The organism is Herbiconiux liukaitaii (assembly GCF_041927495.1).
In the GTDB taxonomy this organism is placed as follows: Bacteria; Actinomycetota; Actinomycetes; order Actinomycetales; family Microbacteriaceae; genus Herbiconiux; species Herbiconiux liukaitaii.
The window spans coordinates 743,315-769,234 of record NZ_JBHFHG010000002.1 but is presented as its reverse complement, the minus strand read 5'-3'; the positions used below and the strand labels follow the sequence as shown (position 1 = coordinate 769,234).

25 protein-coding genes are annotated in these 25,920 nt (G+C 69.3%); 24 read left to right on the top strand and 1 reads right to left on the bottom strand.

Annotation, left to right across the window (positions count from 1 at the left end):
• Window positions 1-14: 14 nt before the first annotated feature.
• The 23 genes from ACEXQC_RS04180 (at window position 15) to ACEXQC_RS04070 (ending at window position 23,507) form a co-directional block, all read left to right on the top strand.
• Window positions 15-809: a transglutaminase-like domain-containing protein gene (locus tag ACEXQC_RS04180; RefSeq protein ID WP_374818728.1), complete on the top strand. Its 795-nt coding sequence runs from the start codon at window positions 15-17 to the stop codon at window positions 807-809.
• A gap of 27 nt (window positions 810-836) precedes the next feature.
• Window positions 837-2,504 carry an arginine--tRNA ligase gene (locus tag ACEXQC_RS04175; RefSeq protein WP_374818726.1) on the top strand — a complete coding sequence of 556 codons (1,668 nt, stop codon included), beginning with the start codon at window positions 837-839 and terminating at the stop codon, window positions 2,502-2,504.
• A 28-nt stretch (window positions 2,505-2,532) separates the two neighbouring features.
• Window positions 2,533-3,333 carry an LmeA family phospholipid-binding protein gene (locus ACEXQC_RS04170; protein ID WP_374818724.1) on the top strand — a complete coding sequence of 267 codons (801 nt, stop codon included), beginning with the start codon at window positions 2,533-2,535 and terminating at the stop codon, window positions 3,331-3,333.
• Between the two features lie 110 nt (window positions 3,334-3,443).
• On the top strand, window positions 3,444-4,919 hold the full coding sequence (gene lysA / locus ACEXQC_RS04165) for a diaminopimelate decarboxylase (RefSeq protein WP_374818722.1): 1,476 nt from the start codon (window positions 3,444-3,446) through the stop codon (window positions 4,917-4,919).
• Window positions 4,916-6,268: a homoserine dehydrogenase gene (locus ACEXQC_RS04160; protein ID WP_374818720.1), complete on the top strand. Its 1,353-nt coding sequence runs from the start codon at window positions 4,916-4,918 to the stop codon at window positions 6,266-6,268. Before lysA ends, ACEXQC_RS04160 begins: the two co-directional genes overlap by 4 nt.
• The gene (gene thrC, locus ACEXQC_RS04155) at window positions 6,268-7,389 is read left to right on the top strand and encodes a threonine synthase (protein WP_374818718.1); all 1,122 of its coding nucleotides are present in this window, start codon (window positions 6,268-6,270) and stop codon (window positions 7,387-7,389) included. Before ACEXQC_RS04160 ends, thrC begins: the two co-directional genes overlap by 1 nt.
• Window positions 7,386-8,333 carry a homoserine kinase gene (thrB, locus tag ACEXQC_RS04150; RefSeq protein ID WP_374818716.1) on the top strand — a complete coding sequence of 316 codons (948 nt, stop codon included), beginning with the start codon at window positions 7,386-7,388 and terminating at the stop codon, window positions 8,331-8,333. The genes thrC and thrB overlap by 4 nt, the downstream gene beginning before the upstream one ends.
• Window positions 8,334-8,527: 194 nt before the next feature.
• The gene (rho, locus tag ACEXQC_RS04145; protein ID WP_374818714.1) at window positions 8,528-11,110 is read left to right on the top strand and encodes a transcription termination factor Rho; all 2,583 of its coding nucleotides are present in this window, start codon (window positions 8,528-8,530) and stop codon (window positions 11,108-11,110) included.
• The gene (prfA, locus tag ACEXQC_RS04140) at window positions 11,110-12,189 is read left to right on the top strand and encodes a peptide chain release factor 1 (protein ID WP_374818712.1); all 1,080 of its coding nucleotides are present in this window, start codon (window positions 11,110-11,112) and stop codon (window positions 12,187-12,189) included. The genes rho and prfA overlap by 1 nt, the downstream gene beginning before the upstream one ends.
• A gap of 19 nt (window positions 12,190-12,208) precedes the next feature.
• Window positions 12,209-13,102: a peptide chain release factor N(5)-glutamine methyltransferase gene (gene prmC, locus ACEXQC_RS04135; protein ID WP_374818709.1), complete on the top strand. Its 894-nt coding sequence runs from the start codon at window positions 12,209-12,211 to the stop codon at window positions 13,100-13,102.
• Between the two features lie 22 nt (window positions 13,103-13,124).
• The gene (locus tag ACEXQC_RS04130; RefSeq protein ID WP_374818706.1) at window positions 13,125-13,313 is read left to right on the top strand and encodes a PLDc N-terminal domain-containing protein; all 189 of its coding nucleotides are present in this window, start codon (window positions 13,125-13,127) and stop codon (window positions 13,311-13,313) included.
• Window positions 13,314-13,365: 52 nt separating this feature from the next.
• Window positions 13,366-14,016, top strand: a complete 651-nt coding sequence (locus ACEXQC_RS04125) for an L-threonylcarbamoyladenylate synthase (RefSeq protein ID WP_374818703.1) — start codon at window positions 13,366-13,368, stop codon at window positions 14,014-14,016.
• Window positions 14,017-14,019: 3 nt separating this feature from the next.
• Window positions 14,020-15,216: an MraY family glycosyltransferase gene (locus ACEXQC_RS04120; RefSeq protein ID WP_374818700.1), complete on the top strand. Its 1,197-nt coding sequence runs from the start codon at window positions 14,020-14,022 to the stop codon at window positions 15,214-15,216.
• Between the two features lie 3 nt (window positions 15,217-15,219).
• The gene (locus ACEXQC_RS04115) at window positions 15,220-15,690 is read left to right on the top strand and encodes a Cg1360 family ATP-synthase-associated protein (RefSeq protein ID WP_374818697.1); all 471 of its coding nucleotides are present in this window, start codon (window positions 15,220-15,222) and stop codon (window positions 15,688-15,690) included.
• A gap of 191 nt (window positions 15,691-15,881) precedes the next feature.
• Window positions 15,882-16,664: a F0F1 ATP synthase subunit A gene (gene atpB, locus ACEXQC_RS04110; RefSeq protein ID WP_374818695.1), complete on the top strand. Its 783-nt coding sequence runs from the start codon at window positions 15,882-15,884 to the stop codon at window positions 16,662-16,664.
• Between the two features lie 92 nt (window positions 16,665-16,756).
• Window positions 16,757-16,945, top strand: a complete 189-nt coding sequence (gene atpE, locus ACEXQC_RS04105) for an ATP synthase F0 subunit C (protein ID WP_173181709.1) — start codon at window positions 16,757-16,759, stop codon at window positions 16,943-16,945.
• Between the two features lie 31 nt (window positions 16,946-16,976).
• Window positions 16,977-17,528 (top strand): F0F1 ATP synthase subunit B, encoded by a 552-nt coding sequence (locus ACEXQC_RS04100; RefSeq protein WP_374818692.1) that lies wholly within the window; start codon window positions 16,977-16,979, stop codon window positions 17,526-17,528.
• 3 nt (window positions 17,529-17,531) lie between these two features.
• Complete coding sequence (locus ACEXQC_RS04095) at window positions 17,532-18,329, top strand: F0F1 ATP synthase subunit delta (RefSeq protein ID WP_374818689.1); 798 nt, start codon at window positions 17,532-17,534, stop codon at window positions 18,327-18,329.
• Between the two features lie 53 nt (window positions 18,330-18,382).
• Window positions 18,383-20,020 carry a F0F1 ATP synthase subunit alpha gene (atpA, locus tag ACEXQC_RS04090; RefSeq protein ID WP_374818686.1) on the top strand — a complete coding sequence of 546 codons (1,638 nt, stop codon included), beginning with the start codon at window positions 18,383-18,385 and terminating at the stop codon, window positions 20,018-20,020.
• Between the two features lie 2 nt (window positions 20,021-20,022).
• Entirely contained in the window at window positions 20,023-20,925 is a 903-nt protein-coding gene (locus ACEXQC_RS04085) for a F0F1 ATP synthase subunit gamma (RefSeq protein ID WP_374818683.1), read from the top strand.
• Between the two features lie 24 nt (window positions 20,926-20,949).
• Window positions 20,950-22,410 carry a F0F1 ATP synthase subunit beta gene (atpD, locus tag ACEXQC_RS04080; protein ID WP_259527232.1) on the top strand — a complete coding sequence of 487 codons (1,461 nt, stop codon included), beginning with the start codon at window positions 20,950-20,952 and terminating at the stop codon, window positions 22,408-22,410.
• A 2-nt stretch (window positions 22,411-22,412) separates the two neighbouring features.
• Complete coding sequence (locus tag ACEXQC_RS04075) at window positions 22,413-22,679, top strand: F0F1 ATP synthase subunit epsilon (RefSeq protein WP_374818680.1); 267 nt, start codon at window positions 22,413-22,415, stop codon at window positions 22,677-22,679.
• Window positions 22,680-22,766: 87 nt separating this feature from the next.
• Window positions 22,767-23,507, top strand: coding sequence for a YaaA family protein (locus ACEXQC_RS04070; RefSeq protein ID WP_374818677.1), 741 nt, complete (start codon window positions 22,767-22,769; stop codon window positions 23,505-23,507).
• Window positions 23,508-23,526: 19 nt separating this feature from the next.
• Here ACEXQC_RS04070 and ACEXQC_RS04065 read toward each other — a convergent pair whose 3' ends face one another.
• Window positions 23,527-24,042 (bottom strand): methylated-DNA--[protein]-cysteine S-methyltransferase, encoded by a 516-nt coding sequence (locus ACEXQC_RS04065; RefSeq protein WP_374818674.1) that lies wholly within the window; start codon window positions 24,040-24,042, stop codon window positions 23,527-23,529.
• A 107-nt stretch (window positions 24,043-24,149) separates the two neighbouring features.
• On the opposite strand from ACEXQC_RS04065, the gene ACEXQC_RS04060 reads away from it, so the two are divergent.
• Window positions 24,150-25,913 (top strand): proline--tRNA ligase, encoded by a 1,764-nt coding sequence (locus ACEXQC_RS04060; protein ID WP_374818672.1) that lies wholly within the window; start codon window positions 24,150-24,152, stop codon window positions 25,911-25,913.
• Window positions 25,914-25,920 lie beyond the last annotated feature (7 nt).

The following is a 25,920-nucleotide window of genomic DNA, read 5'->3' as shown; positions in this document are numbered from 1 at the left end:
TCAGGATCGGGAGCATGCAGCGCACCGTCTTCGCCTCGATCGACGCGACCGTCGACAAGGCCACCACCGTCGTCTTCTCCCTCGCCGTCGCCGAAGGCGTCGAGACCTCCCGAGAGCTCATCGAGTACCGCGCAGGCGGCGAGCTCGTGACTCCCGAGGAGGTGTTCGACCAGCACGGCACCCGACTGCACACCTTCGAGGTGCCGGCCGGTACGCTCACCGCACGTTACGAAGCGGTGGTCGACGGTCGGGTGGAGCCCGCCCCCGTGCTGCCGATGGACCTCATCCGCTATCTCCGGCCGAGCCGCTACTGCGAGTCGGACACCCTTCTGCCCACCGCGGTGGCCGAGTTCCACGGCCTGCACGGGCGCGTGCTGCTCGAGGCGGTGAGCTCGTGGGTGGGATCGGAGCTCAGCTACGTGCCCGGTTCGAGCGCGCCCACCGACGGCGCGGTGCAGACCCTGCTGCTCCGCCAGGGCGTGTGCCGCGACTACGCGCACCTCGTGATCGCGCTGCTGCGCGCGCTCGACGTGCCGGCCCGCCTCGCCTCGGTCTACGCCCCCGGTCTCTCGCCCATGGACTTCCACGCCGTGGCCGAGGCCTACGTCGACGGCGCATGGCAGGTGGTCGACGCCACGACCCTCGCGCCGAGGCAGAGCCTCGTGCGCATCGCCACGGGCCGAGACGCCTCCGACACGGCGTTCCTCACCACCAACGGCGGCTTCCTCCGCCTCGACCGGCTCGAGGTCGGCGCCGTGGTCGACGAGCTGCCCACCGACGACATCCGGGAGCTCGTGCAGCTCGGCTGAACCGCGGCGGCGGTAGGATTGTTCGCCGTGACTCCTGAAGCCCTCTCCGCCGCCCTCTTCACGATCGTGAGCACCCATCTCGCGGGCTCCACAGCCGCCGAGGGTGTCGTGATCACCGAGGCCGACACGGTGCTGGAGCGCCCCCGCAACCGCGACCACGGCGACTGGGCGTCGAACATCGCCATGAAGCTCGCCAAGCGGCTCGGCCGCAACCCGCGCGAGTTCGCGCTCGAGCTCGTACCCGCCATCGAGGCCGTCGAGGGCGTCGACGCCGTGGAGGTGGCCGGCCCCGGCTTCATCAACATCCGGCTCGATGCCGCCGCGGCGGGCGAGATCGCTCGCTCCGTGGTGGAGGCGGGCGACTCGTACGGGCACAACACGGCCCTCGCCGGCCACGTGATCAACATGGAGTTCGTCTCGGCCAACCCCACCGGTCCGCTGCACATCGGCCACACGAGGTGGGCGGCGCTCGGCGACTCGATCGCGCGCGTGCTCAAGGCCTCGGGGGCCGCCGTCACGACGGAGTACTACATCAACGACGCCGGCAGCCAGATGGACGTCTTCGGCCTCTCGGTGCTCGCCGCAGCCAAGGGTGAGCCCACCCCGGAGAAGGGCTACCCCGGCGCCTACATCGGCGAGCTCGCCCAGCGGGTGCTCGCCGAGCGCCCCGATCTGCTCGACCTGCCCCAGGAGGAGGCCGTGGCGATCGCGCGCGACCTTGCCTACGGATTCCAGCTGGCCGAGATCAAGCAGTCGCTCGAGAGCTTCCGGGTGCACTTCGATGTGTTCTTCTCCGAGCTCTCGCTGCACGCGGCAGACCCCGAGACCGGTCGCACCGCGATCGACGACGCCGAGTCGCGCCTGCGCGCCCAGGGCCATGTCTTCGAGGCCGACGACGCGGTCTGGGTGCGCACCACCGACTTCGGCGACGACAAGGATCGTGTGCTCACGCGCGGCAACGGCGTGGTCACCTACTTCGCGGCGGACGCGGCGTACTACCTCAGCAAGAAGGATCGCGGCTTCGGCGAGAAGATCTACCTCCTGGGTGCCGATCACCACGGCTACGTGGGCCGCCTCAAGGCCCTCGCCGCCGCCGCGGGCGACGACCCGGCCGTGAGCCTCAGCGTGCTGATCGGCCAGCTCGTCAACCTCAACGGCGCCAAGCTCTCCAAGCGCGCGGGCAACATCATCGAGCTCGACGACCTGCTCTCCTGGCTCGGTGCGGATGCGCTGCGCTACTGGCTCGCACGCTACCCCGCCGACTCGCCGCTCTCGCTCGACGGCGAGCAGCTGCGCTCGCGCTCGAACGACAACCCCGTCTTCTACGTGCAGTACGCCCACGCGCGCACCCGCTCGGTGGCCAGGAACGCGGCGGCGGCCGGCGTCACGCGGGACGACTTCGAGCCCGCGCTGCTCGTGCATCCCACCGAGACGGCGCTCATCGGCGCCCTGCAGGAGTTCCCCCGCGTGGTGGCCCACGCGGCGGAGCTGCGCGAGCCGCACCGCGTGGCGCGCTACCTCGAGGAGCTCGCCGGCCAGTTCCACCGCTGGTACGACGCCACGCGTGTGCTGCCGCTCGGCGACGAGCAGATCGCGCCCGTGCACGGCACGAGGCTCTGGCTCAACGACGCCACGGGGCAGGTCATCCGCAACGGCCTCGACCTCATCGGAGTCGCAGCGCCCGACCGCATGTGACCTGCGGCACCCGTGGGAGGATGTGCGCATGAGCACCGCGCCGACCCTGCCCATCGAGCCGACCCCCGGCTTCCAGCCCGCTCCCGCGAGGCGCCGTGCGCGGCGGTGGCCGTGGGTGCTGCTCATCGTGATCGTGCTGCTCGCGGTGGCCGTCGTGGTGGCCGACATCGCCCTGCGCGCCTACGCCGAGGGGCGGGCCGCCGAGGAGATCTCGGCGCAGCTGCCCGAGAACATCGAGGGCGACATCGACGTGACGATCGGCGGCACGTCGTTCCTCGCCCAGGTGCTCGCGGGTTCGCTCGAGCGCGTCGACCTCGATGCGCCGCAGCTCACGGCGAACGGCATCCCGCTCGCCGCCCACGTGGTGGCCACGGGGGTGCCGACCGATCTGTCGAAGCCCATCGCCGACGTCACGGCCACGGTCACACTCGATCAGACCGCCGTCGACGAGGTGGCGCAGCTGCCCGGCGACGCCACGCTCAAGCTCGGCGACGCCGGCCAGGTCTCGTTCGACGGCACGGTGAGCCTCTTCGGCTTCTCGCTCGGCTACACCGTCGCGGGCACCGTGGAGGGCTCGGGCACCGAGGTGACCGTCGTGCCCGTGAGCGCCACCCTCACGCAGGGCGCAGGCAGCCTCGACATCGACCTCGACCAGCTGCTCGGCACGGTGGCCGACAGCCCCATCCCGCTGTGCGTGGCCGAGTACCTCCCGCAGGGTGCCGAGATCGACGACATCGCCATCGACGGGGGCGAGGCCACCGTGCAGCTCTCCGCCCAGGACTTCGTGGCCGACGAGCAGGGCCTCAGCACCTTCGGCACCTGCAGCTGACAGGCTAGGATCGACTGCATCCGAGTGCTCACACCTCGGAGTCGGCTTCAGGGACCAAGCCAGGTCCGCTCGCCCCTTGTGCCTTCCGACACAGCAAAGGGATCCGCTTCATGACGTCCAGCCCGCTCGCCCCCGCGTGGCTCGGCCATCCGGCCGACGCGAACACGCTCACCGCGCCGATCTGGTCGCGCACCGCCGAACGCGACGGCCACGGCGGCCTCGCCCTCGGCGGCATCGCGGCCACCGAGCTCGCGAGCCGCTTCGGCACCCCGCTCTACGTCATCGACGAGAAGGAGGCGCGGGAGCGCGCCGCCGAGGTGCTCGCCGCCTTCCGCGCCGCCGCCCTGCGCATCGGCACGACCGCCACGGTCTACTACGCCGCCAAGGCCTTCCTCAGCATCGAGGTCGCGCGCTGGATGGCCGAGGCCGGCCTCTCCATCGACGTCTGCAGCGGGGGTGAGCTCGCGGTGGCCCTCGCGGCCGGCGCCGACCCCGCGCGCCTCGCTCTGCACGGCAACAACAAGTCGGTCGTTGAGATCGAGCGCGCCGTGCAGGCCGGAGTGGGCGTGATCGTGATCGACAGCGCCCTCGAGATCCAGCGGGTCGCCGCGGCGGCCGAGCGGAACGGCGTGCAGCAGACCGTGCGCCTGCGCGTCAACAGCGGCGTGCACGCCCACACCCACGACTTCCTCGCCACCGCGCACGAGGACCAGAAGTTCGGGGTGCGGCTCGACCAGGGCGCCGAGTACGTGGCCGCCATCCGCTCGCACGCCTCGCTGCGCTTCCTCGGCCTGCACTGCCACATCGGCTCGCAGATCTTCGGCGTCGACGGTTTCAGCGAGTCGGCCGCCCGGCTGCTCGAGCTGCACGCCGAGCTGCTCGAGGGCGGCGAGGTGCCCGGCCTCAACCTCGGCGGCGGCTTCGGCATCGCCTACACCGAGGCCGACGACCCCGAGCGCATCGAGGTGCTCGCCGACGGTCTCGCCGACGCGGTGGCCGCCGAGTGCGAGCGCCTCGGCATCCCCGTGCCCGCCCTCGCGTTCGAGCCGGGTCGCTCGATCATCGGCACCGCGGGAGCCACCCTCTACGAGGTCGGCACCATCAAGGACGTGCTCGTGCAGGTGCCGGCCGACGACGGCACGGCCACCGACCACGTGCGCCGCTACGTGAGCGTCGACGGCGGCATGAGCGACAACGCGCGCCCCTCGCTCTACGGCGCCGACTACACCGTGCGGCTCGCGAACCGGTCGTCCGAGGCGGATCCGGCGCTCGTGCGCGTGGCGGGCAAGCACTGCGAGAGCGGTGACATCGTGGTGAACGCGGCCTACCTGCCTGGCGACGTCGCCCCAGGTGACCTCCTCGCGGTGCCGGCCACGGGGGCGTACTGCCATTCGCTCGCCTCCAACTACAACTACCTGGGCCGACCGGCCGTGGTGGCGGTGCAGGGCGGTGAGGCGAGGGTGCTCATCCGTCGCGAGACCGAGCACGACCTGCTCTCACGCGACACGGCCTTCGCCCCCCAAGCCAGCACAGACGCCCGCACAGATGTCAGCACCGACGCCAGCACCCGTGGAGACGAACGATGAACATCGAGTACCGCAACCTCAGGATCGCCCTGCTCGGCGCCGGCTCCGTGGGCAGCCAGGTGGCCCGCCTGCTGCTTGAGCAGCGCGACGAGCTCGCCTCCCGCGTGGGTGCGGGGCTCGAGCTCGTGGGTGTCGCCGTGCGCGACGTCGACGCGGCGCGCGACTTCGACATCCCGCGCGAGCTGCTCACCACGGATGCGCACACGCTCATCCGGTCGGCTGACATCGTGATCGAGCTCATGGGCGGCCTCGAGCCGGCCCGTGAGTACATCCACCTCGCCATCGCCTCCGGTGCCGACGTGGTCACGGGCAACAAGGCGCTGCTCGCCACCTACGGGCCCGAGCTGTTCGCCGCTGCCGACCAGGTGGGCGCCCAGCTCTACTACGAGGCGGCCGCGGGCGGTGCCATCCCCATCATCCGACCGCTCCGCGACTCGCTCGCGGGCGACAGGGTCGTGCGCGTCATGGGCATCGTGAACGGCACCACCAACTTCATCCTCGACCGCATGGACGTGGAGGGCGACACCTTCGAGAACGCCCTCGCCATCGCCACCGAGCTCGGCTACGCCGAGGCCGACCCGACAGCAGACGTCGAGGGCTTCGACGCCGCGCAGAAGGCGGCCATCCTCGCGAGCCTCGCCTTCCACACCGCCGTGCCCGTCGAGTCGGTGCACCGCGAGGGCATGACGACCGTCACGGCCGCGCAGGTCGACGCCGCCCGCAAAGCCGGTTACGTCGTGAAGCTGCTCGCCATCTGCGAGCGGCTGACCGATCCGGAGACGGGTGTCGAGGGCGTGGTGGCCCGCGTGCACCCCGCTCTCATCAGCGCCCGGCATCCGCTCGCCGCCGTGCACGCCGCGAAGAACGCGGTGTTCGTGCAGGCCGAGGCCGCCGGCGACCTCATGTTCTACGGCGCGGGAGCCGGGGGAGTGGAGACGGCCTCCGCCGTGCTCGGCGACCTCGTCTCCGCCGCACGACGACACGTGGCGGGCGGCCCGGGCGTGGGCGAGTCGACGCACGCCAACCTCGCGGTGCTCGGCATCGGATCCGTCACCACGCGCTACCAGCTCACGCTGGTGGTCACCGACAAGCCGGGAGTGCTCGCGCAGATCGCCGGGCTGTTCAGCGAGCACGGCGTCTCGGTGGAGGCCGTGCAGCAGACGGTGGCGAGCGCACCGCTGGCCGCCGACGGGTCGCGGTCGGGCGACCAGCCGCTCACCGCTACCCTGGTAATCGTCACGCATGAAGCCACCGAAGCCGCTCTCGCGGCCACGGTGGCGGCTGTTTCCGCCCACGACGCCGTCGTGCGCGTGGAATCAGTCCTACGAGTTGAAGGAGACACGCCCTAGTGGCCGACAGCACCCCGAGCATCCCCTCCCGCGGCATCCCTTCACGGCAGTGGCGGGGTGTGCTGCACGAGTACGCCGACCGTCTCGACATCACGGATGCGACGCCCATCGTGACGCTCGGTGAGGGTGGAACCCCGCTCATCCCGGCCCCTGCGCTCTCCGCCCGCACGGGTGCCAAGGTCTTCGTCAAGTACGAGGGCATGAACCCCACGGGCTCCTTCAAGGACCGCGGCATGACGATGGCCATCTCGAAGGCCGTCGAGCACGGCGCCAAGGCCGTCATCTGCGCCTCCACGGGCAACACCTCGGCCTCGGCCGCCGCCTACGCCACGCACGCGGGCATCACCGCAGCCGTGCTCGTGCCCGAGGGCAAGATCGCCATGGGCAAGCTCAGCCAGGCCATCGCGCACAACGCCGAGCTCATCCAGGTGCAGGGCAACTTCGACGACTGCCTCGACCTTGCCCGCGACCTCTCGGCCAACTACCCCGTGCACCTCGTGAACTCGGTCAACCCCGACCGCATCAACGGCCAGAAGACCGCGGCCTTCGAGGTCGTCGAGGCGCTGCAGGATGCGCCCGACTTCCACCTGCTGCCGGTGGGCAACGCGGGCAACTACACCGCGTACTCGCGCGGCTACACCGAGGAGCTCGAGCGCGGCGTCATCACCAAGCTGCCCCGGATGTTCGGCTTCCAGGCCGCCGGTTCCGCCCCCATCGTGCTCGGCCGCCCGGTCAAGAACCCCGACACCATCGCGAGCGCGATCCGCATCGGCAACCCCGCCTCGTGGGAGCTGGCCCTCGCCGCCCGCGAGGCCACCGACGGCTACTTCGGCGCCATCAGCGACGAGCACATCCTCGCCGCCCACCGCCTGCTCTCGGCCGAGGTCGGCATCTTCGTGGAGCCCGCCTCCGCCATCGGTGTCGCAGGTCTCCTCGAGCGCGCGGAGGCCGGGCAGATCCCCGCCGGCTCCACCGTGGTGATCACCGTCACCGGTCACGGCCTCAAGGACCCGCAGTGGGCGCTCCGCACCGCTGACGGCGACGACATCACCCCCACGATCGTGTCGGTGGACTCCGCCGAGATCGCGGGCGTGCTCGGCCTGAAGAAGTCGGCGTCGTGAGCTACGCAGACGGCTTGCTCGCCGGTCGCTCCGTGACCGTGCGCGTGCCGGGAACCACCGCCAACCTCGGCCCCGGATTCGACACGCTCGGCCTCGCTCTGGCGATCTACGACGAGCTCACGGTCGCCGTGCGCGACGAGCCCGGCGCGTTCGTGCAGGTCGAGGGCGTGGGCGCAGGTGAGGTGCCCACCGACGAGTCGAACCTCGTGGTGCGGGCCATCGCGCACACATTCGCCGCCTACGGCCAGGAGCTGCCCGGGCTGCACCTCACCGCGAAGAACGTCATCCCGCACGGCCGCGGCCTCGGCTCCTCCGGTGCCGCGATCGTCTCGGGCGTGATGGCCGCAAAGGGGCTGCTCGAGGGCATCGTGGAGATCGATCCGCTCGGCCTGCTCGCGCGCGCCACCGAGATGGAGGGCCACCCGGACAACGTGGCGCCCGCCCTCTTCGGCGGTCTCACCATCGCGTGGGTCACTCCCGAGGGCCCCCAGTTCAAGAAGCTCATCGTGCACCGCGGCGTCTCGCCCCTCGTGCTCGTGCCGGAGAAGACCATGTCGACCGCGCTCGCGCGGAGCCTGCAGCCCGAATCCGTGCCGCACGCCGACGCCATCTTCAACGTCTCGCGCTCCACCCTGCTCATCGCCGCCCTCATCCAGAGCCCCGAGCTGCTGCTCGCCGCCACGGAGGACAAGCTGCACCAGAGCTACCGTGCGAGCGCCATGCCCGAGACGGACAGGCTCATCCAGGCACTCCGCGCCGAGGGCTTCCCCGCCGTGGTGTCGGGGGCCGGCCCCAGCATCCTCGTGCTGTGCAGCGACCCGGGCCAGCGGCTCGCGGCCGCCGATCTCGTGGCTTCGCTCAGCGACACTCCCTGGAGATCGCTCGTTCTGGCCGTGGATTTCAAAGGTGCTACAGTGATAACGCACCCGGACGAAGTCGAATAGCCTTCTGGCCTAAGAATGCCGTCCCGGTCGCTTTCACTCAACCTCATTCCTGCCGCGTGCAGAGACGTATCCGGCTCCTCGAACGACCATGGCGGTTCTCCGTCCGGTCGTTCGCAGCCCAGGTGCACACCCTTCACGCCGACAGTTCTCTGCCTGGCTTTTCGTAGCCGACAGGGGAAGGACACCGAATCCCCGTGACTGACGTCAACACCCCCGCTCCCGATCTCTCGACCCTCAAGGTCTCCGAGCTGCAGGCCATCGCCGCGCAGCTGGGCATGGCCGGAGCCTCCAAGCTCCGCAAGGGCGAGCTGATCGACGCCATCAAGAAGGTCCAGGCCGGCGCCGTCGAAGCGCTGCCCGAGGCCATCACCCTCGACTTCGAGGCCGCCGCCGAGGAGGCGCCGGCCGCTCAGGCCGCGCCCGCTGCTGAGGCTGCCCCCGTCGTCGAGGCTCCCGCAGCGGAGGCCGCTCCCGAGCAGCCTGCCGCCGAGGCGCCCGCCGCCGCCGTGTTCGACGGGCCGATCGTGCCCGACGAGCTGCTGCGCTCGGCTCCCACCAGCACCGCACCCCGCGAGCCGATCGTCATCGATCTGCCCGAGGGCCCCGTGACCCCCAAGCGCCGCTCGCGCCGCGTCACCACCGAGCGTGTGTCGACCGACCGCGTGCCGGCCGGTGGCCACGTGAACCACACCGAGGGCGTCGAGGCGCCCGTGGTGCCCGCAGACGCACCCGCCGTGTCGGCCGATGCCCCCTTCTCGTTCGAGACGCCGCAGCGCGACGCCGCGCAGGCCGGTGCCGAGCAGAACGGTGCCGCGCAGGCCGAGTCCGCTCCATCGAGCAGCGCCGCGTCCGGCACCGTCGAGTCCGAGGCCCCCCAGGCGGCCGACGGCGACGACTCCGCCGAGGCACCCCAGCCCGAGCAGCGTCGCGGCAACCGCCGCGACATCGCCCGCCTGAGCCGCGCCGAGCGCGAGCAGGCCCGTCGCGAGCGCATCGAGGCGGCCCGCGCCGCGCAGAACGGCGGCGAGCAGAGCCGTCCCACGCAGAACGACGGCGATGCCGCTCAGAACGACGCCGCGCAGGCCGTGCAGGCCGAAGCAGCGCAGCCCACCACCGAGGCGGATGACGCACCGGTGGAGCAGTCGAACGAGTCGAGCGACTCCGGCGAGCAGAACGAGCGCGGCGAGGGCACCGAGCGCGAGGGTCGCGGCCGTGGCCGCAACCGTCGCAGCCGCGGTGGCTCCGGCAACGGCGACCAGAACTCCAACGGCGGCCAGCAGAACGGCAACCAGCAGAACAACGGTGGCCAGCAGAACAACGGCAACCAGAACAACGGCCAGCAGAACGGTGGCCAGAACGCCCAGGGCGGCGCCCGCGGCGGCGAGCAGAAGCAGGATGCGCAGCTCGAGGAGCGCGGCAACGACCGCGGCCAGGGCAACCAGAACCGCGACGCCAACCGCGACAGGGACGCCAACCGCGACCGCGATGCCAACCTCGGCGAAGACCGTGGAGCCCGCAGCCGCTACCGCGACCGCAAGCGCCGCGGCCAGACCGGTGGCGACGAGATCGAGCCCGAGATCTCGGAAGACGACGTGCTCATCCCCGTCGCCGGAATCCTCGACATCCTCGACAACTACGCCTTCGTGCGCACGAGCGGCTACCTCCCGGGCAACAGCGACGTCTACGTCTCGCTCGGTCAGGTCAAGAAGTACAACCTGCGCAAGGGCGACGCGATCGTCGGCTCCATCCGTCAGCCGCGCGAGAACGACTCCAACGGCCGCCAGAAGTACAACGCCATCGTGCGCATCGAGTCGATCAACGGCCTGCCCGTCGAAGAGGCTCAGAACCGCGTGGAGTTCGGCAAGCTCACCCCGCTCTACCCGCAGGAGCGCCTGCGCCTCGAGACCGAGCCCGGCAAGCTGACCCAGCGCATCATCGACCTCGTCGCCCCCATCGGCAAGGGCCAGCGCGGCCTCATCGTGGCGCCGCCGAAGGCCGGCAAGACGATCGTGCTGCAGCAGATCGCCAACGCGATCTCCACGAACAACCCCGAGGTGCACCTCATGGTCGTGCTCGTCGACGAGCGGCCCGAAGAGGTCACCGACATGCAGCGCACGGTGAAGGGCGAGGTCATCGCCTCCACCTTCGACCGCCCCGCCGAGGACCACACCACGGTCGCCGAGCTCGCCATCGAGCGCGCCAAGCGCCTCGTGGAGCTCGGTCACGACGTGGTCGTGCTGCTCGACTCCATCACCCGCCTCGGCCGCGCCTACAACCTGGCGTCGCCGGCCTCCGGCCGCATCCTCTCGGGCGGTGTCGACGCCTCGGCGCTCTACCCGCCGAAGCGCTTCTTCGGAGCCGCTCGCAACATCGAGAACGGCGGATCGCTCACGATCCTCGCCACCGCGCTCGTGGAGACCGGTTCGAAGATGGACGAGGTGATCTTCGAGGAGTTCAAGGGCACCGGCAACTCGGAGCTGCGCCTCTCGCGTCAGCTCGCCGACAAGCGCATCTTCCCGGCCGTCGACGTCAACGCGTCGAGCACCCGCCGCGAGGAGCTGCTCATGGGCGCCGACGAGACCAAGATCACCTGGAAGCTGCGTCGCGCCCTCGCCGGTGTCGACCAGCAGCAGGCCCTCGAGATCGTTCTCGGCCGCCTCAAGGAGACCTCCTCGAACGTGGAGTTCCTCATGCAGGTGCAGAAGTCGATGCCCGCTCCCGCCACCGGTCACGTCACCAACGGCCACAACGGGCACAGCACGCACAAGGGCGAGTGATGTTCGAGTCCGTCAGCGCGCTGCAGGCCGAGCACGACGACCTGCAGCAGCAGCTGTCCGATCCCGAGCTGCACGGCGATCCGGCGCGCTCCAAGCGCGTCAACCGCCGCTACGCCGAGCTCAGCCGCATCGTGGCCGCGCACCTCGCATGGCAGCAGAGTGTCGACGACCTCGCCGCCGCCCGCGAGTTCGCGGGGGAGGACGAGGCGTTCGCCGCCGAGGTGCCCGCTCTCGAGGAGCAGGTCGTGCAGACCGAGGAGAAGCTCAGGCGACTCCTCATCCCGCGCGACCCGGATGACGCACGCGACGTGATCATGGAGATCAAGGGCGGCGAGGGCGGTGCCGAGAGCATGCTCTTCGTGGCCGATCTGCTGCGCATGTACCTGCACTACGCCGAGTCGAAGGGCTGGAAGACCGAGCTCCTCGAGCGCACCGAGAGCGATCTCGGTGGCTACAAGGACGTGCAGGTCGCCGTGAAGGGCAAGTCGACCGACCCCGCGGAGGGCGTCTGGGCTCACCTCAAGTACGAGGGCGGCGTGCACCGCGTGCAGCGCGTTCCCGCCACCGAGTCGCAGGGGCGCATCCACACCTCGGCCGCCGGCGTGCTCGTGTTCCCCGAGGTTGACGAGCCCGAAGAGGTCGAGATCAGCCCCAACGACCTCAAGATCGACGTGTTCCGCTCGTCGGGCCCCGGTGGTCAGTCGGTCAACACCACCGACTCCGCCGTGCGCATCACCCACCTGCCCACGGGCATCGTGGTGTCGATGCAGAACGAGAAGAGCCAGCTGCAGAACCGCGAGGCCGGCATGCGCGTGCTGCGCGCCCGCATCCTCGCCAAGCAGCAGGAGGAGCTCGACGCCGAGGCGAGTGCCGCGCGCAGGAGCCAGATCCGCTCCGTGGACCGCTCCGAGCGCATCCGCACCTACAACTACCCCGAGAACCGCATCGCCGATCACCGCACCGGCTACAAGGCGTACAACCTCGACCAGGTGATGGACGGCGCGCTCGAGCCCATCATCCAGTCGGCCATCACGGCCGACGAGGAGGCGCGCCTCGCCGCGATCGGCGGGGACTCATGAGCTCGGTGAAGGCTGCAGCATGAGCGACGTCTCCGTGATCGAGCGCCCCGTGACCGTGCGGTCGCTCTTCGAGCGCGCCGTCGACATCCTGGCCTCGAGCGGCATCCTCGACCCCCGGGTCGACGCCGAACTGCTCATCGGGCACGTTCTCGGAGCCTCGCGCGGCCGCGTGCAGTCGCTCACGGTGACGGATGCGCCGATCGGCCCCGAGGAGACGCTCGCCATCCTCGAGGCCGTCGAGCGCCGAGCCGCTCGCGAGCCGCTGCAGCACATCACGGGCACCGCCTGGTTCCGCTCGCTAGAGCTCTCCGTGGGCCCCGGCGTCTTCGTGCCGCGACCCGAGACGGAGTTCGTGGCCGGCCTCGCCATCGACGCACTCCGCGCCGTGGTGCCGGCAGCCGAGGGCGCACCCTCCGCCGTCGACCTCGGAACGGGGAGCGGCGCCATCGCGCTCGCCCTCGCCACCGAGGTGCCGCACGCCGAGGTCGTGGCCGTGGAGAACTCCACCGCCGCGTTCATCTGGGCCAAGGAGAACTTCCGCCGGGTCGGCGCCGCCAACGCGCGCCTGGTCTTCATCGATCTCGCCGCCGCCCTGCCCGAGGTGCACGGTACCGTCGACGTCGTCGTCTCGAACCCCCCGTACATCCCGCTCGGAGCCATCCCGCGCGACCCCGAGGTGCGGCTGCACGATCCCGAGCACGCCCTCTACGGGGGCGAGGACGGTCTCGACGTCGTGCGCAGCGTCTCGAGCACGGCCGCACGACTCCTCCGCCCCGGCGGCACCCTCGTGATCGAGCACGGCGAGCTCCAGGGCGCCGAGATCCGGGCTCTGCTCGAGGCCGACGGCTGGCGCGCCACGGCCACCCACCGCGACCTCACGGGCCGCGATCGCGCCACCACCGCGCTACGCTAGAACCCCACGCCAGGAGGCAATCATGGAACCGGTCTCATTCACCTTCGGGGTCGTCGGCCTCATCATCTTCATCATCACGGTCGTGTCGATCGTGAAGAACCCGAACCACGGCGGCGTGGGCAAGTTCGTCTGGATCCTGGTGGCGTTCTTCCTCTCGATCCTCGGTTCCATCCTCTGGCTGATCTTCGGGCGGGGCCGGGTCGCCAAGTAGCCGCCCTGCCGCCGAGGGGCGGCAGACGGCTCCGGCTATCATGGACCACGAGATGGCTGCACTTTACGACTGCTCCGCACCGACGGAGCTCCTCACCGGAATGCGCCTCTCGAGGGCCGCGATCGCCAAGGGCGAGCTCGTGGTGCTCCCCACCGACACGGTCTACGGCGTCGCCGCCGACGCCTTCACCCCGGCGGCCGTGCAGCGGCTCCTCGACGCGAAGGGCCGCACCCGGCAGTCGCCGCCCCCCGTGCTGATCCCCGGGCTCACCACGCTCGACGCGCTCGCCACGAGCATCCCGGATGCCGTGCGCGACCTCGTGGGCGCGTTCTGGCCCGGCGGCCTCACCATCATCCTGCAGGCCACGCCCTCGCTGGCCTGGGATCTCGGCGAGACGGGCGGAACGGTCGCCCTGCGCATGCCGGATGACGAGATCGCGCTCGCGCTGCTCGCCGAGACCGGTCCGCTCGCCGTCTCGAGCGCCAACCTCACCGGCCGCCCCGCGGCCACCACAGCGGCAGAGGCCGAGGCGATGCTCGGAGACAGCGTGTCGGTGTACCTCGACGGGGGAGCGCGCACCGGGGGAGCGGCCTCCACCATCCTCGACGCCACCGACCCCGCCTCCTTCCGCATCGTGCGCCACGGCGCCGTGAGCGACGAGCGCCTGCGCGAGGTCATCGGCGACCTCCTGGCAGGTGCCTGACCCATGCGGTTCTACCTCCTCGTCGCCCTCGTCTCCGCCGTGGTCACCTTCGGCCTCGCGTTCGTCATCTACCGGTTGAGCAACAAGTTCCGGCTCTACCCCAAGATCCGTGAGCGCGACGTGCACACGCGGCCGACCCCGCGCCTCGGCGGCATCGCGATGTTCCTCGGCGTCGTGATCGCCATCGGCGTCGCCTCGCAGATCAGCTGGTTCCGGCTCGTCTTCGCGGAGCCGGGCAAGGTCTGGGCCATCCTCGGTGCCGCCCTCATCATCGTTCTCATCGGCGTGGCCGACGACATCTGGGATCTGGACTGGCTCACCAAGCTCGCCGGCCAGATCATCGCGGCGTTCCTCCTGGCCTGGCAGGGCGTGCAGATCGTCTCGCTGCCGATCGGCGGGTTGACCATCGGATCGAGCGGCATGTCGCTCGTCATCACGATCCTCGCGGTCGTGCTGGTCATGAACGCCATCAACTTCATCGATGGTCTTGACGGCCTCGTGGCGGGTGTGGCGCTCATCGCCAACGGCGTCTTCTTCATCTACAGCTACCTGTTGGCGCAGGACACCTCGCCCACCGACTACTTCAACCTCGCCTCGCTCATCACGGCCGTGCTGATCGGCGCGTGCGCGGGCTTCCTGCCCCTCAACTTCCACCCCGCGAAGCTCTTCATGGGCGATGCGGGAGCCCTGCTCGTGGGCCTGCTCATGGCCACGAGCGCCATCGCCGTCACGGGCCAGATCGACCCCGCGCAGCTCGGCCGGTCGCAGCTGCTGCCCGCGTTCCTGCCGATCCTCCTGCCCTTCGCCATCCTCGTCATCCCGCTCCTCGACTTCGGGCTGGCCATCTTCCGGCGTCTCCGCGCGGGCAAGAGCCCGTTCAGCGCCGACCGCAAGCACCTGCACCACCGTCTGCTCGACATGGGGCACTCGCACCTGCAGGCCGTGCTCATCTTCTACGCGTGGACCACGGTCGTCTCGGTGGGCTGCCTGCTGCTGTTCGTGCTGCAGCCCTACTGGCTCGCGTTCATCTTCCTCGGGGTGGGCATCGTGGTCTGCACCGTGGTGACCCTCGCCCCGCTCAGCCCGCTGAAGCGGCGCGAGATCGAAGCCCAGACCGCGGATGCGGGCACCCTCGAGGCCTCACGCCGAGCCGGCGACGACCCGCTCGACGCCGCCGCCGACGACATCAAGGAGCACTAGACCGTGACAGACCCCACCCTCCGCGGCGACTATCCCAAGCCCGCCGCCAACCTGGTCTTCTCGACCATCCTCAAGTGGGACGTCATCCTCGCCGTCGTGATCGCGATCGTCGGCGGAGTCGTCGGCTACCTCGTGGTGGGCCCGAACGGCGTGTGGAGCGCCCTCATCGGCACCGGCATGGTGCTCGTGTTCGCGGGAGTCACCTCCGGTTCGATCCTCGTGGCCAACCGCTTCCACGCCTCGCCGATCTACACGACGCTCTTCTTCGTGATCGTGCTCGGATCCTGGATCGTCAAGTTCGTGCTCTTCATCGTGCTCGTGGTGCTGCTCCGTGGCCAGCCGTGGCTCAACGACGTCGTGCTGTTCCTCAGCATCGTGGCCGCCGTGCTCGGCACGCTCGTGGTCGATGTGGTCGTCGTGGCCCGCAGCCGCATGTCCTACGCCTCCGACGTGCGCCTCCCCGGCGGGCAGTGAGCCGATCTCGATTAGTCAGGCAACCCTTTGTCTTGATAGGGTTACGACGTTCGTTCCGCTGTCGGAAAGCGTGTCACACGCAATGACGCAGCACACCCCCCACCCGTTCGTCGTCGCGAGAACTCTCGGAGTTCCACGCCCCGAAACAGGAGATAGCGCTGATAGCTAACGCTGTGAACCTGCTAGCCCCCATGGCAACCTCCGACGATGGTGGTTTCCACGGTCCGTCGATCGAGGAGTTCTTCCCGGACGCCATCTTCTTCGCTGGCACGGATTTCGAAATCAACCGGATCGTCCTCATCCGCTTCCTCGCGGTATTGGCGATCATCCTCATCTTCTGGCTCGGTACGCGCCGCATGAAGGTGGTGCCCGGCCGCTTCCAGTCCATCGTCGAGATGGGCCTGGACTTCGCCAGGGTCAACATCGCGGAAGACCTGCTCGGCAAGAAAGACGGCCGTCGCTTCCTCCCGCTGATCACCACGATCTTCTTCGCGGTGCTGTTCATGAACATCACGGGCATCATCCCGTTCCTGAACATCTCTGCGAACTCGACCATCGGCATGCCGCTGGTGCTCGCGGTGGTCGCCTGGTTCGCCTTCATCTACGCGGGCCTCAAGAAGCACCCGGGAGCGTTCTTCAAGAACGCGCTGTTCCCGCCCGGAGTGCCGAAGCCGCTCTACATCATCGTGACGCCGATCGAGTTCCTCTCGACCTTCATCCTCCGGCCGATCACCCTCACGCTCCGACTGCTCATGAACATGGTCGTGGGTCACCTGCTGCTGGTGCTCTTCTTCGCAGCCACCCAGTTCTTCTTCTTCTCGGCGGGCGGGTTCTACACGCTCTTCGGTGTCGGAACACTGGCCTTCGGCTTCGTCTTCACCCTGTTCGAGATCCTCGTCGCCGTTCTCCAGGCGTACGTGTTCGCCCTACTCACCACTGTCTACATCCAGCTCGCGCTGGCTGAGGAACACTAAGCGGTTCAGGCGCCCGCCCGAACCACCTACGGAAGGAAACAAACGTGGCAGATGTATCGATCCTCGCTGAGGTCACCGGCAACGTCGCGACCATGGGCTACGGCCTCGCAGCGATCGGCCCCGCCATCGGCGTGGGCATCGTGGTCGGCAAGACCATCGAGGGTGTGGCCCGCCAGCCCGAGCTCGCCGGTCGCCTCCAGGTGCTGATGTACATCGGTATCGCGTTCACCGAGGCGCTCGCGTTCATCGGTATCGCGACGTACTTCATCTTCACCTCCTAGTAGCCCAACTTCGATCGATAAGGAGGCTGGAATGCTTCAAGCAGTTCTGGCTGCGACCGAGGGCGAAACGTCGAACCCGCTTATCCCGGCGTCGTATGACATCATCTGGTCTGCGGTGTGCTTCGTCGTCATCCTCTTCTTCTTCTGGAGGCTCGTCCTGCCTCGCATGAAGAAGCTCCTCGACGAGCGCTCTGCGGCGATCGAGGGCAACATCGAGAAGGCCGACGTCGCCCAGCGCGAAGCCGAGGCCGCTCTCGAGCAGTACACCGCTCAGCTGGCCGAGGCTCGCGCCGAGGCCGGCAAGATCCGCGAGCAGGCTCGGGTGGATGCCCAGCGCATCGGCGCCGAGATCAACGCCCAGGCCCAGGCCGACGCCGAGCGCGTCAAGTCCAACGCCCAGGTCGCGATCGAGGCCGACCGCCAGGCCGCTCTCGTGTCGCTGCGCTCCGAGGTGGGCTCGCTCGCCATCGACCTCGCCTCCGGCGTGGTGGGGGAGTCGCTCTCCGACGACGCGAAGGCGACGGCGCTCGTCGACCGCTTCCTCGCCGACCTCGAGGCCTCCGACACCGCGGGAAAGAAGTAGCACATGGGAAGCGCGACCAGAGTTGCCCTCGGAGACGCCAAGGCTCGCCTGTCGAGCCTGGGCTCCGCGGTCGATCTGGCCACGGGAGAAGAGCTCTTCGCCGCTGGTCGGATCATCGGTGATTCGTCACACCTGCTCGGAGCCCTCTCCGACCCCGGCGCCGAGAACAGCGCCAAGGCCGCGCTCGTGAAGCGGCTCTTCGGTTCGGCGTACGACGCCAAGACCGTCGAGCTGCTCGTGGGTGTCGCCGAGAGCCGCTGGTCGACTCACACCGACCTGCTGGCCGGCATCGAGGAGATCGGCATCCGTGCGGTGGCCACCTCGGCACCCGCCACAGCGTCGGTCGACTCGGAGCTGTTCGAGTTCGCCCGAGCCGTGTCGAGCGACGCGGAGCTCGAGCTCGCGCTCGGCTCCAAGCTCGGCTCCGTCGACCAGAAGCGCGCCCTCGTGGAGCGACTGCTGCAGGGGCGGGCCTCGGCTCAGACCGTGGCGATCGTGCGCCAGCTGGTCACCCAGCCGCGCGGCCGCCGCATCGGGGAGCTCATCCGCTTCGCGTCGTCGATCGTGGCCGACCAGTCCGGCTCCGCCGTGGCCACGGTCACCACCGCCACCCCACTCGGGGCGGCGCAGCGCGAGCGCCTCGAGAAGACGCTGGCGGCGCAGTACGGGCATTCCGTGCTGATCAACCAGGTCATCGACCCCTCGGTCATCGGCGGCGTGCGCATCCAGCTCGGCGACGACGTGATCGACGGCAGCGTGGCGACACGCATCAACGATTTGAGACTTCAGCTCGCTGGCTAATCCGCGGGCACCGGAACACACTGGGGTTCGACCCCACCAGAAAAGGGAAAACGATGGCTGAACTTACGATCCGCCCCGATGAGATCCGCGACGCCCTCAAGGACTTCGTCGCGGCCTACGAGCCCGGCAAGGCCTCCACCACCGAGGTCGGCTACGTGATCGACGCCGCTGACGGCATCGCGCACGTCGAGGGTCTGCCCGGTGTGATGGCCAACGAGCTCATCCGCTTCGCCGACGGCACGCTGGGCCTCGCCCAGAACCTCGACGAGGACGAGATCGGCGTCGTGGTGCTCGGTGAGTTCACCGGCATCGAAGAGGGCCAGGAAGTCACCCGCACCGGCGAGGTGCTCTCGGTTCCCGTGGGCGACGCCTACCTCGGCCGCGTGGTCGACCCGCTCGGCAACCCCATCGACGGTCTCGGCGAGATCGCCTCCGAGGGTCGCCGCGAGCTCGAGCTGCAGGCGCCAGGCGTCATGGCCCGCAAGAGCGTGCACGAGCCCATGCAGACCGGCATCAAGGCCATCGACGCCATGATCCCGATCGGCCGCGGCCAGCGCCAGCTCATCATCGGTGACCGCCAGACCGGCAAGACCGCCATCGCGATCGACACCATCATCAACCAGAAGGCCAACTGGGAGTCGGGCGACGAGAACAAGCAGGTGCGCTGCATCTACGTCGCCATCGGCCAGAAGGGCTCGACCATCGCCTCGGTGAAGGGCGCGCTCGAAGACGCCGGAGCGATGGAGTACACCACCATCGTGGCGTCGCCCGCCTCGGACCCCGCCGGCTTTAAGTACCTCGCCCCCTACACCGGCTCGGCCATCGGCCAGCACTGGATGTACGGCGGCAAGCACGTGCTCATCATCTTCGACGACCTGTCGAAGCAGGCCGAGGCCTACCGCGCCGTGTCGCTGCTGCTGCGTCGTCCGCCGGGACGCGAGGCGTACCCCGGCGACGTCTTCTACCTGCACTCGCGTCTGCTCGAGCGCTGCGCCAAGCTCTCCGACGAGCTGGGCGCCGGATCGATGACCGGCCTGCCGATCATCGAGACCAAGGCCAACGACGTCTCGGCCTACATCCCCACCAACGTGATCTCGATCACTGACGGCCAGATCTTCCTCCAGTCCGACCTCTTCAACGCCAACCAGCGCCCCGCGGTCGACGTGGGAATCTCGGTCTCGCGAGTCGGTGGCGACGCCCAGGTGAAGTCGATCAAGTCGGTCTCCGGAACGCTCAAGCTCGAGCTCGCCCAGTACCGCTCGCTCGAGGCCTTCGCCATGTTCGCCTCCGACCTCGACGCCGCGTCGCGTCGTCAGCTCGCTCGAGGCGCTCGCCTCACCGAGCTGCTCAAGCAGCCGCAGTACTCGCCGTTCCCCGTCGAGCAGCAGGTCGTCTCGATCTGGGCCGGCACGAAGGGCAAGCTCGACGAGGTTCCCGTGGAGGACATCCTGCGCTTCGAGGCGGAGCTGCTCGACTACATCGGCCGCACCACCGAGATCCTCACCACCCTGCGCGAGACCAACAAGCTCGACGACGCCACGACCGCCGACCTCGACAAGGCGATCGACCAGTTCAAGCTCGAGTTCCAGACCGGTGAGGGCAAGCCGCTCGCCTCGGTCGGTTCCGAGAAGTTCGACGCCACCAAGGCCGAGGACGTCGGCCAGGAGAAGATCGTCAAGGGTCGCCGCTAACCATGGGTGCACAGCTCAGGGTCTATCGGTCGAAGATCAAGTCCGCCCAGACGACCAAGAAGATCACGCGGGCGATGGAGTTGATCTCCGCCTCGCGCATCCAGAAGGCCCTGCAGCGGGTCAAGGCCTCAGGGCCCTACTCGCAGGCGATCACCCGTGCGGTCTCGGCCGTGGCGACGTACTCCAACGTCGACCACCCGCTCACGAGTGAGCGCGAGAAGCTCGACAGCGCAGCGATCGTGATCTTCACCTCCGACCGCGGTCTCGCCGGTGCCTTCTCCTCGTCGGTGCTCAAGGAGGCAGAGGGCCTCGCCGAGCTGCTCCGCAGCGAGGGCAAAGAGGTCTCCTACTACCTCGTGGGTCGGAAGGCCGTGGCGTACTTCAACTTCCGCAAGCGCGGCAGTGTGAAGACCTGGACGGGCAGCACCGACCAGCCCGTCTTCGAGACCGCCAAGGAGATCGCCGATGCGGTCGTCAGTGCGTACAACCTCGACGACGCCGAGGGCGGGGTGGATGAGATCCACCTGGTCTTCAACCGCTTCGTGAGCATGGTCACGCAGGCCCCCGAGGTCGTGCGACTGCTGCCGCTCGAGATCGTGGAGGGCGACGTGCCCGAGACGCCCTCGAACGACGTCTACCCGCTGTACGAGTTCGAGCCGGATGCCGAGACCGTTCTCGACAAGCTGCTGCCGATCTACGTCGAGAGCCGCATCTACAACGCCATGCTGCAGTCCGCCGCCTCCGAGCACGCGGCCCGTCAGAAGGCCATGAAGTCGGCCAGCGACAACGCCGACAACCTGATCCGTGACTACACCCGGCTGGCGAACAACGCCAGACAGAGTGAGATCACGCAGCAGATTTCCGAAATCGTGGGTGGGGCCGACGCACTGGCCTCCGCCAAGTAGTCACCGAAGAAAAGAGATTGCACAATGACTGACACAGCTACCGCGCCAGTCGTGGCCTCGACACCGGCCGGTGTCGGCCGTGTTGCGCGCGTCACGGGCCCGGTTGTCGACATCGAGTTCCCGCACGACTCGATTCCCGAGGTCTACAACGCACTGAAGACCACACTCAACGTGGCCGGCGTCTCGACCGAGATCACGCTCGAGGTCGCTCAGCACCTCGGTGACGACCTCGTGCGCGCCATCGCGCTCAACCCCACCGACGGCCTCGTGCGCGGCCAGGAGGTGCGCGACACCGGTTCCGCCATCACGGTCCCCGTGGGCGACGTCACCAAGGGTCGCGTCTTCAATGTCATCGGCGAGGTGCTCAACGCAGAACCCGGCGAGACCATCGAGATCACCGAGCGCTGGCCCATCCACCGCCGCCCGCCGGCGTTCGACCAGCTCGAGTCGAAGACCCAGCTCTTCGAGACCGGCATCAAGTCGATCGACCTCCTCACGCCGTACGTGCTGGGTGGAAAGATCGGTCTCTTCGGTGGAGCCGGCGTGGGCAAGACCGTGCTCATCCAGGAGATGATCCAGCGCGTCGCGCAGAACCACAGTGGTGTGTCGGTGTTCGCCGGTGTCGGTGAGCGCACCCGTGAGGGCAACGACCTCATCCACGAGATGGAGGAGGCGGGCGTGTTCGACAAGACCGCCCTCGTCTTCGGCCAGATGGACGAGCCGCCGGGAACGCGTCTTCGCGTGGCCCTCTCGGCTCTGACCATGGCGGAGTACTTCCGCGATGTTCAGAACCAGGACGTGCTGCTCTTCATCGACAACATCTTCCGCTTCACGCAGGCCGGTTCGGAGGTGTCGACCCTTCTGGGCCGCATGCCCTCCGCGGTGGGCTACCAGCCGAACCTCGCCGACGAGATGGGTGTGCTCCAGGAGCGCATCACCTCGACGCGTGGTCACTCGATCACCTCGCTGCAGGCCATCTACGTGCCCGCCGACGACTACACCGATCCGGCGCCGGCCACCACCTTCGCCCACCTCGACGCGACCACCGAGCTCTCGCGTGCGATCGCCTCGAAGGGTCTGTACCCGGCGATCGACCCGCTGACCTCAACCAGCCGCATCATGGACCCCCGCTACTTGGGCGCCGAGCACTACCGTGTGGCCACGAACGTCAAGCAGATCCTCCAGAAGAACAAGGAGCTGCAGGAGATCATCGCCATCCTCGGTGTCGACGAGCTCTCCGAGGAAGACAAGGTGACCGTGTCGCGTGCACGTCGCATCGAGCAGTTCCTCTCGCAGAACACCTACATGGCCAAGAAGTTCACCGGCGTGGAGGGTTCCACCGTGCCGCTGAAGGACACCATCGAGTCGTTCGACGCGATCACCAAGGGTGACTTCGACAGCGTGGCCGAGCAGGCGTTCTTCAACGTCGGTTCGATCAGCGACGTCGAGGAGAAGTGGGCTCAGATCCAGAAGGAGAACGGCTGATCATGGCCTCCCCTCTGAACGTCAGCGTCGTCTCGGCCGATCAGGAGATCTGGTCGGGAGAGGCGTCGATGGTGATCGCCAAGACGGTCGAGGGCGAGATCGGCATCCTCGCCGGTCACGAGCCGCTGCTCGCGATCCTCGCCGCCGGTGAGGTGCGGGTCAACGCCACCTCGGGTGAGCGCCTCGTCGCCCGTGCGGACGACGGGTTCCTCTCCGTGGAGAACGACACCGTCATGATCGTCGCCCGCGACGCCGAACTGGTCAAGTAACCTTCCGCCGATTCGTCGGCTCCAGACCGCCGCACCCCGCTCCTGTGGAGCCGGGTGCGGCGGTCTTCGACGTGAAAGGGGTCGCCCGTGCTGATCCTCCTTCCCCCCTCCGAGACCAAGCGCGACGGGGGAGTGCCCGCGCCGCTCGACTACGCGGCTCTCGCGCATCCCGCCCTCTCGACCACCAGGCGCGCGCTCGTGCGTGAGGTCTCCCGATTGGCGCGTACGCCCGACGACATGATGCGCCGGCTGAAGCTCGGCCAGAAGCTCGCCTTCGAGGTGGAGCGCAACCGCACGCTCGCCTCGGCCCCGACCATGCCCGCTCTCGACCGCTACACGGGGGTGCTCTTCGAGGCGCTCGGGGCGGAGACCCTCTCGCCCGAGGCGCGGGCGTTCGCCGAGGAGCACGTGCGCATCCACTCCGCGCTCTTCGGGCTGCTGGGGGCGGGCGACCCCATCCCGGCGTACCGGCTCTCGCACGACTCGCGGCTCGAGGCCGCCTCGCTGAAGGCGCGCTGGGCGGCGACCGTGGCGAAGGAACTCGCCACCCACGCCGGTGAGCTCATGCTCGACCTCCGCTCCGAGGCCTACGTGGGCCTCGGTGCCGCACCGGCCGGGAGCTACTACCTCCGGGTGGTGAGCCGGGGGCCCGACGGCACGGTGCGAGCGCTCAACCACTTCAACAAGAAGGGCAAGGGGATGCTCGTGCGAGCGATCGCCGAGAACGGCGTGGACTTCGCCGGCATCGACGACCTGCTCGCCTGGGGGGCGGCATCCGGAACGCGGTTGAGCCTCTCGCCGAGCGGTGAGCTGGTGCTCGAGGTCTGAGTGCGATCCGCCCGGCGCGTCAGCCATCGTGGGGCACCCCTTCGTGGTGGAGCAGCCACGACTTCGTGCGCACGCCCTCGCCCCAGCTCCACCCCGTGGCCCTGCCCGCGGCGGAGAGCACCCGGTGGCAGCCGACGAGCAGGGGAGTGGGGTTCGACGCGATGGCGCCACCCACCGCACGACCCGATCCGCGGCGCCCCACCGAGGCCGCGATGGTGCCGTAGGTGGTGAAGCGCCCCCAGGGGATGGCGGCGAGCTCCTGCCAGACCGCCACCTGGAACGGCGTGCCCCGGTGCAGCAGAGGCACCGTGAACCGGCGCCGGTAGCCGTCGAAGTAGTCGAGCAGCTGGGCCACCGCTTCGTCGGCGACCGCGTTGGAGTCGTAGGCGAGGCCGTCGTGCGGCAGGAGCCCGTGGCGCTCGATGGCCACCGCCGTGACGCACTCTCCGTCGCTCGCCACCTCGATGCGGCCGATCGGCGTGCTGCACCGCTGCAGGTAGGGCGAGGCCGAGCGGAGCTGCGTGAGGGTGTCCATGCGTCGACCGTAGGAACAGCACCCGCGCCCGCCCCGCCGGGAGGCCGGATCTGGGGACGGCCAACGCGCATCCGGCCGCCTGTGCAGGACTCGCTAAACTCGGTGTCGTGTCTACACGCCTCTCGACCTACTTCCTCCGTACCCTCCGCGAAGACCCCTCCGACGCGGAGGTGACCAGCCACCGCCTGCTCGTGCGGGCCGGCTACATCCGCCGCCAGGCGCCTGGCATCTTCGCGTGGCTGCCGCTCGGTCTGCGCGTGAAGGGCAAGATCGAGGCGATCGTGCGGCGGGAGATGGCGGCCGCCGGTGCCTTCGAGGTGCACTTCCCCGCCCTGCTGCCGAAGGAGCCCTACGAGGTCACCGGCCGCTACGACGAGTACGGGCCCGGCATGTTCCGGCTCTCCGACCGCAAGGACGCGGGGATGGTGCTCGCCCCCACGCACGAGGAGGTCTTCACGCTGCTCGTGAAGGACCTCTACAACAGCTACAAGGATCTGCCGCTCTCGATCTACCAGATCCAGGACAAATACCGCGACGAGGCGCGCCCCCGGGCCGGCCTCCTGCGCGGTCGCGAGTTCACCATGAAGGACGCCTACTCCTTCGACTACACCGACGCCGGTCTCGACGCCTCGTACCAGGCGCAGCGCGACGCCTACGAGCGGATCTTCACCGCCCTCGGCCTCGAGTACGTGATCGTCAAGGCGGATGCGGGGGCGATGGGCGGCTCGAAGAGCGAGGAGTTCCTGCACCCCACCCCCGTGGGCGAGGACACCTTCGTGCGCTCGGCCGGCGGCTACGCGGCCAACGTGGAGGCCTTCACCACGCTCGCGCCCGAGCCCCGCTCGTTCGAGGGCCTCACGCCTGCCGAAGTGCTCGACACCCCGGACACCCCCACCATCCAAACCCTCGTCGATCGGGCCAACAGCGCGCATCCCCGGCCCGACGGCCGCGCCTGGACCGCCGCGGACACGCTCAAGAACGTGGTGCTCGCCCTGAGGCAGCTCGACGGCACACGCGAGCTCGTGGTCGTCGGTCTCCCCGGCGACCGTGAGGTCGACCTCAAGCGCGCCGAGGTGGCGTTCGCGCCCGCCGAGGTCGAGCCCGCTACCGAGGCCGACTTCGCCGCGCACCCAGGCCTCGTGAAGGGCTACATCGGCCCGTGGTCGCAGGAGGGCGCCGTGCTGGGCGAGAAGAGCAGCACCGGCATCCGCTTCGTGGTCGACCCGCGCGTGGTCGACGGCACGGGCTGGATCACGGGTGCCAACACCCACGGCAAGCACGTCTTCGGCCTCGTGGCCGGGCGCGACTTCACCACCGACGGCACCATCGAGATCGCGGAGGTGCGCGCAGGCGACCCCGCCCCCGACGGCTCGGGCCCCGTGGAGCTCGCCCGCGGCATGGAGATCGGCCACGTCTTCCAGCTCGGCCGCAAGTACGCCGAGGCGCTCGGGCTCAAGGTGCTCGACGAGAACGGCAAGCTCGTGACCGTGACGATGGGCAGCTACGGCATCGGCATCACGCGCATCCTCGCCATCATCGCCGAGCTCCACAACGACGCCAACGGCCTCATCTGGCCGCCCGCCGTGGCGCCCTTCGACGTGCACGTGATCGCCACGGGCAAGGATCCCGCCGTCTGGGAGGCCGCGGAGCAGGTGGTGGCCGAGCTCGACGCCAAGGGCCTCGAGGTGCTCTTCGACGACCGCCCCAAGGTGTCTCCCGGCGTGAAGTTCGGCGACGCCGAGCTCATCGGCGTGCCGCGCATCGTGATCGTCGGCCGCGGTGTGGCCGAGGGCGTCGTGGAGCTGTGGGATCGTGCCACGGGGGAGCGCACCCAGGTGGCCCTGGATGCCGTGGCGGCGAGCTTCGGGTAGTCTCTAG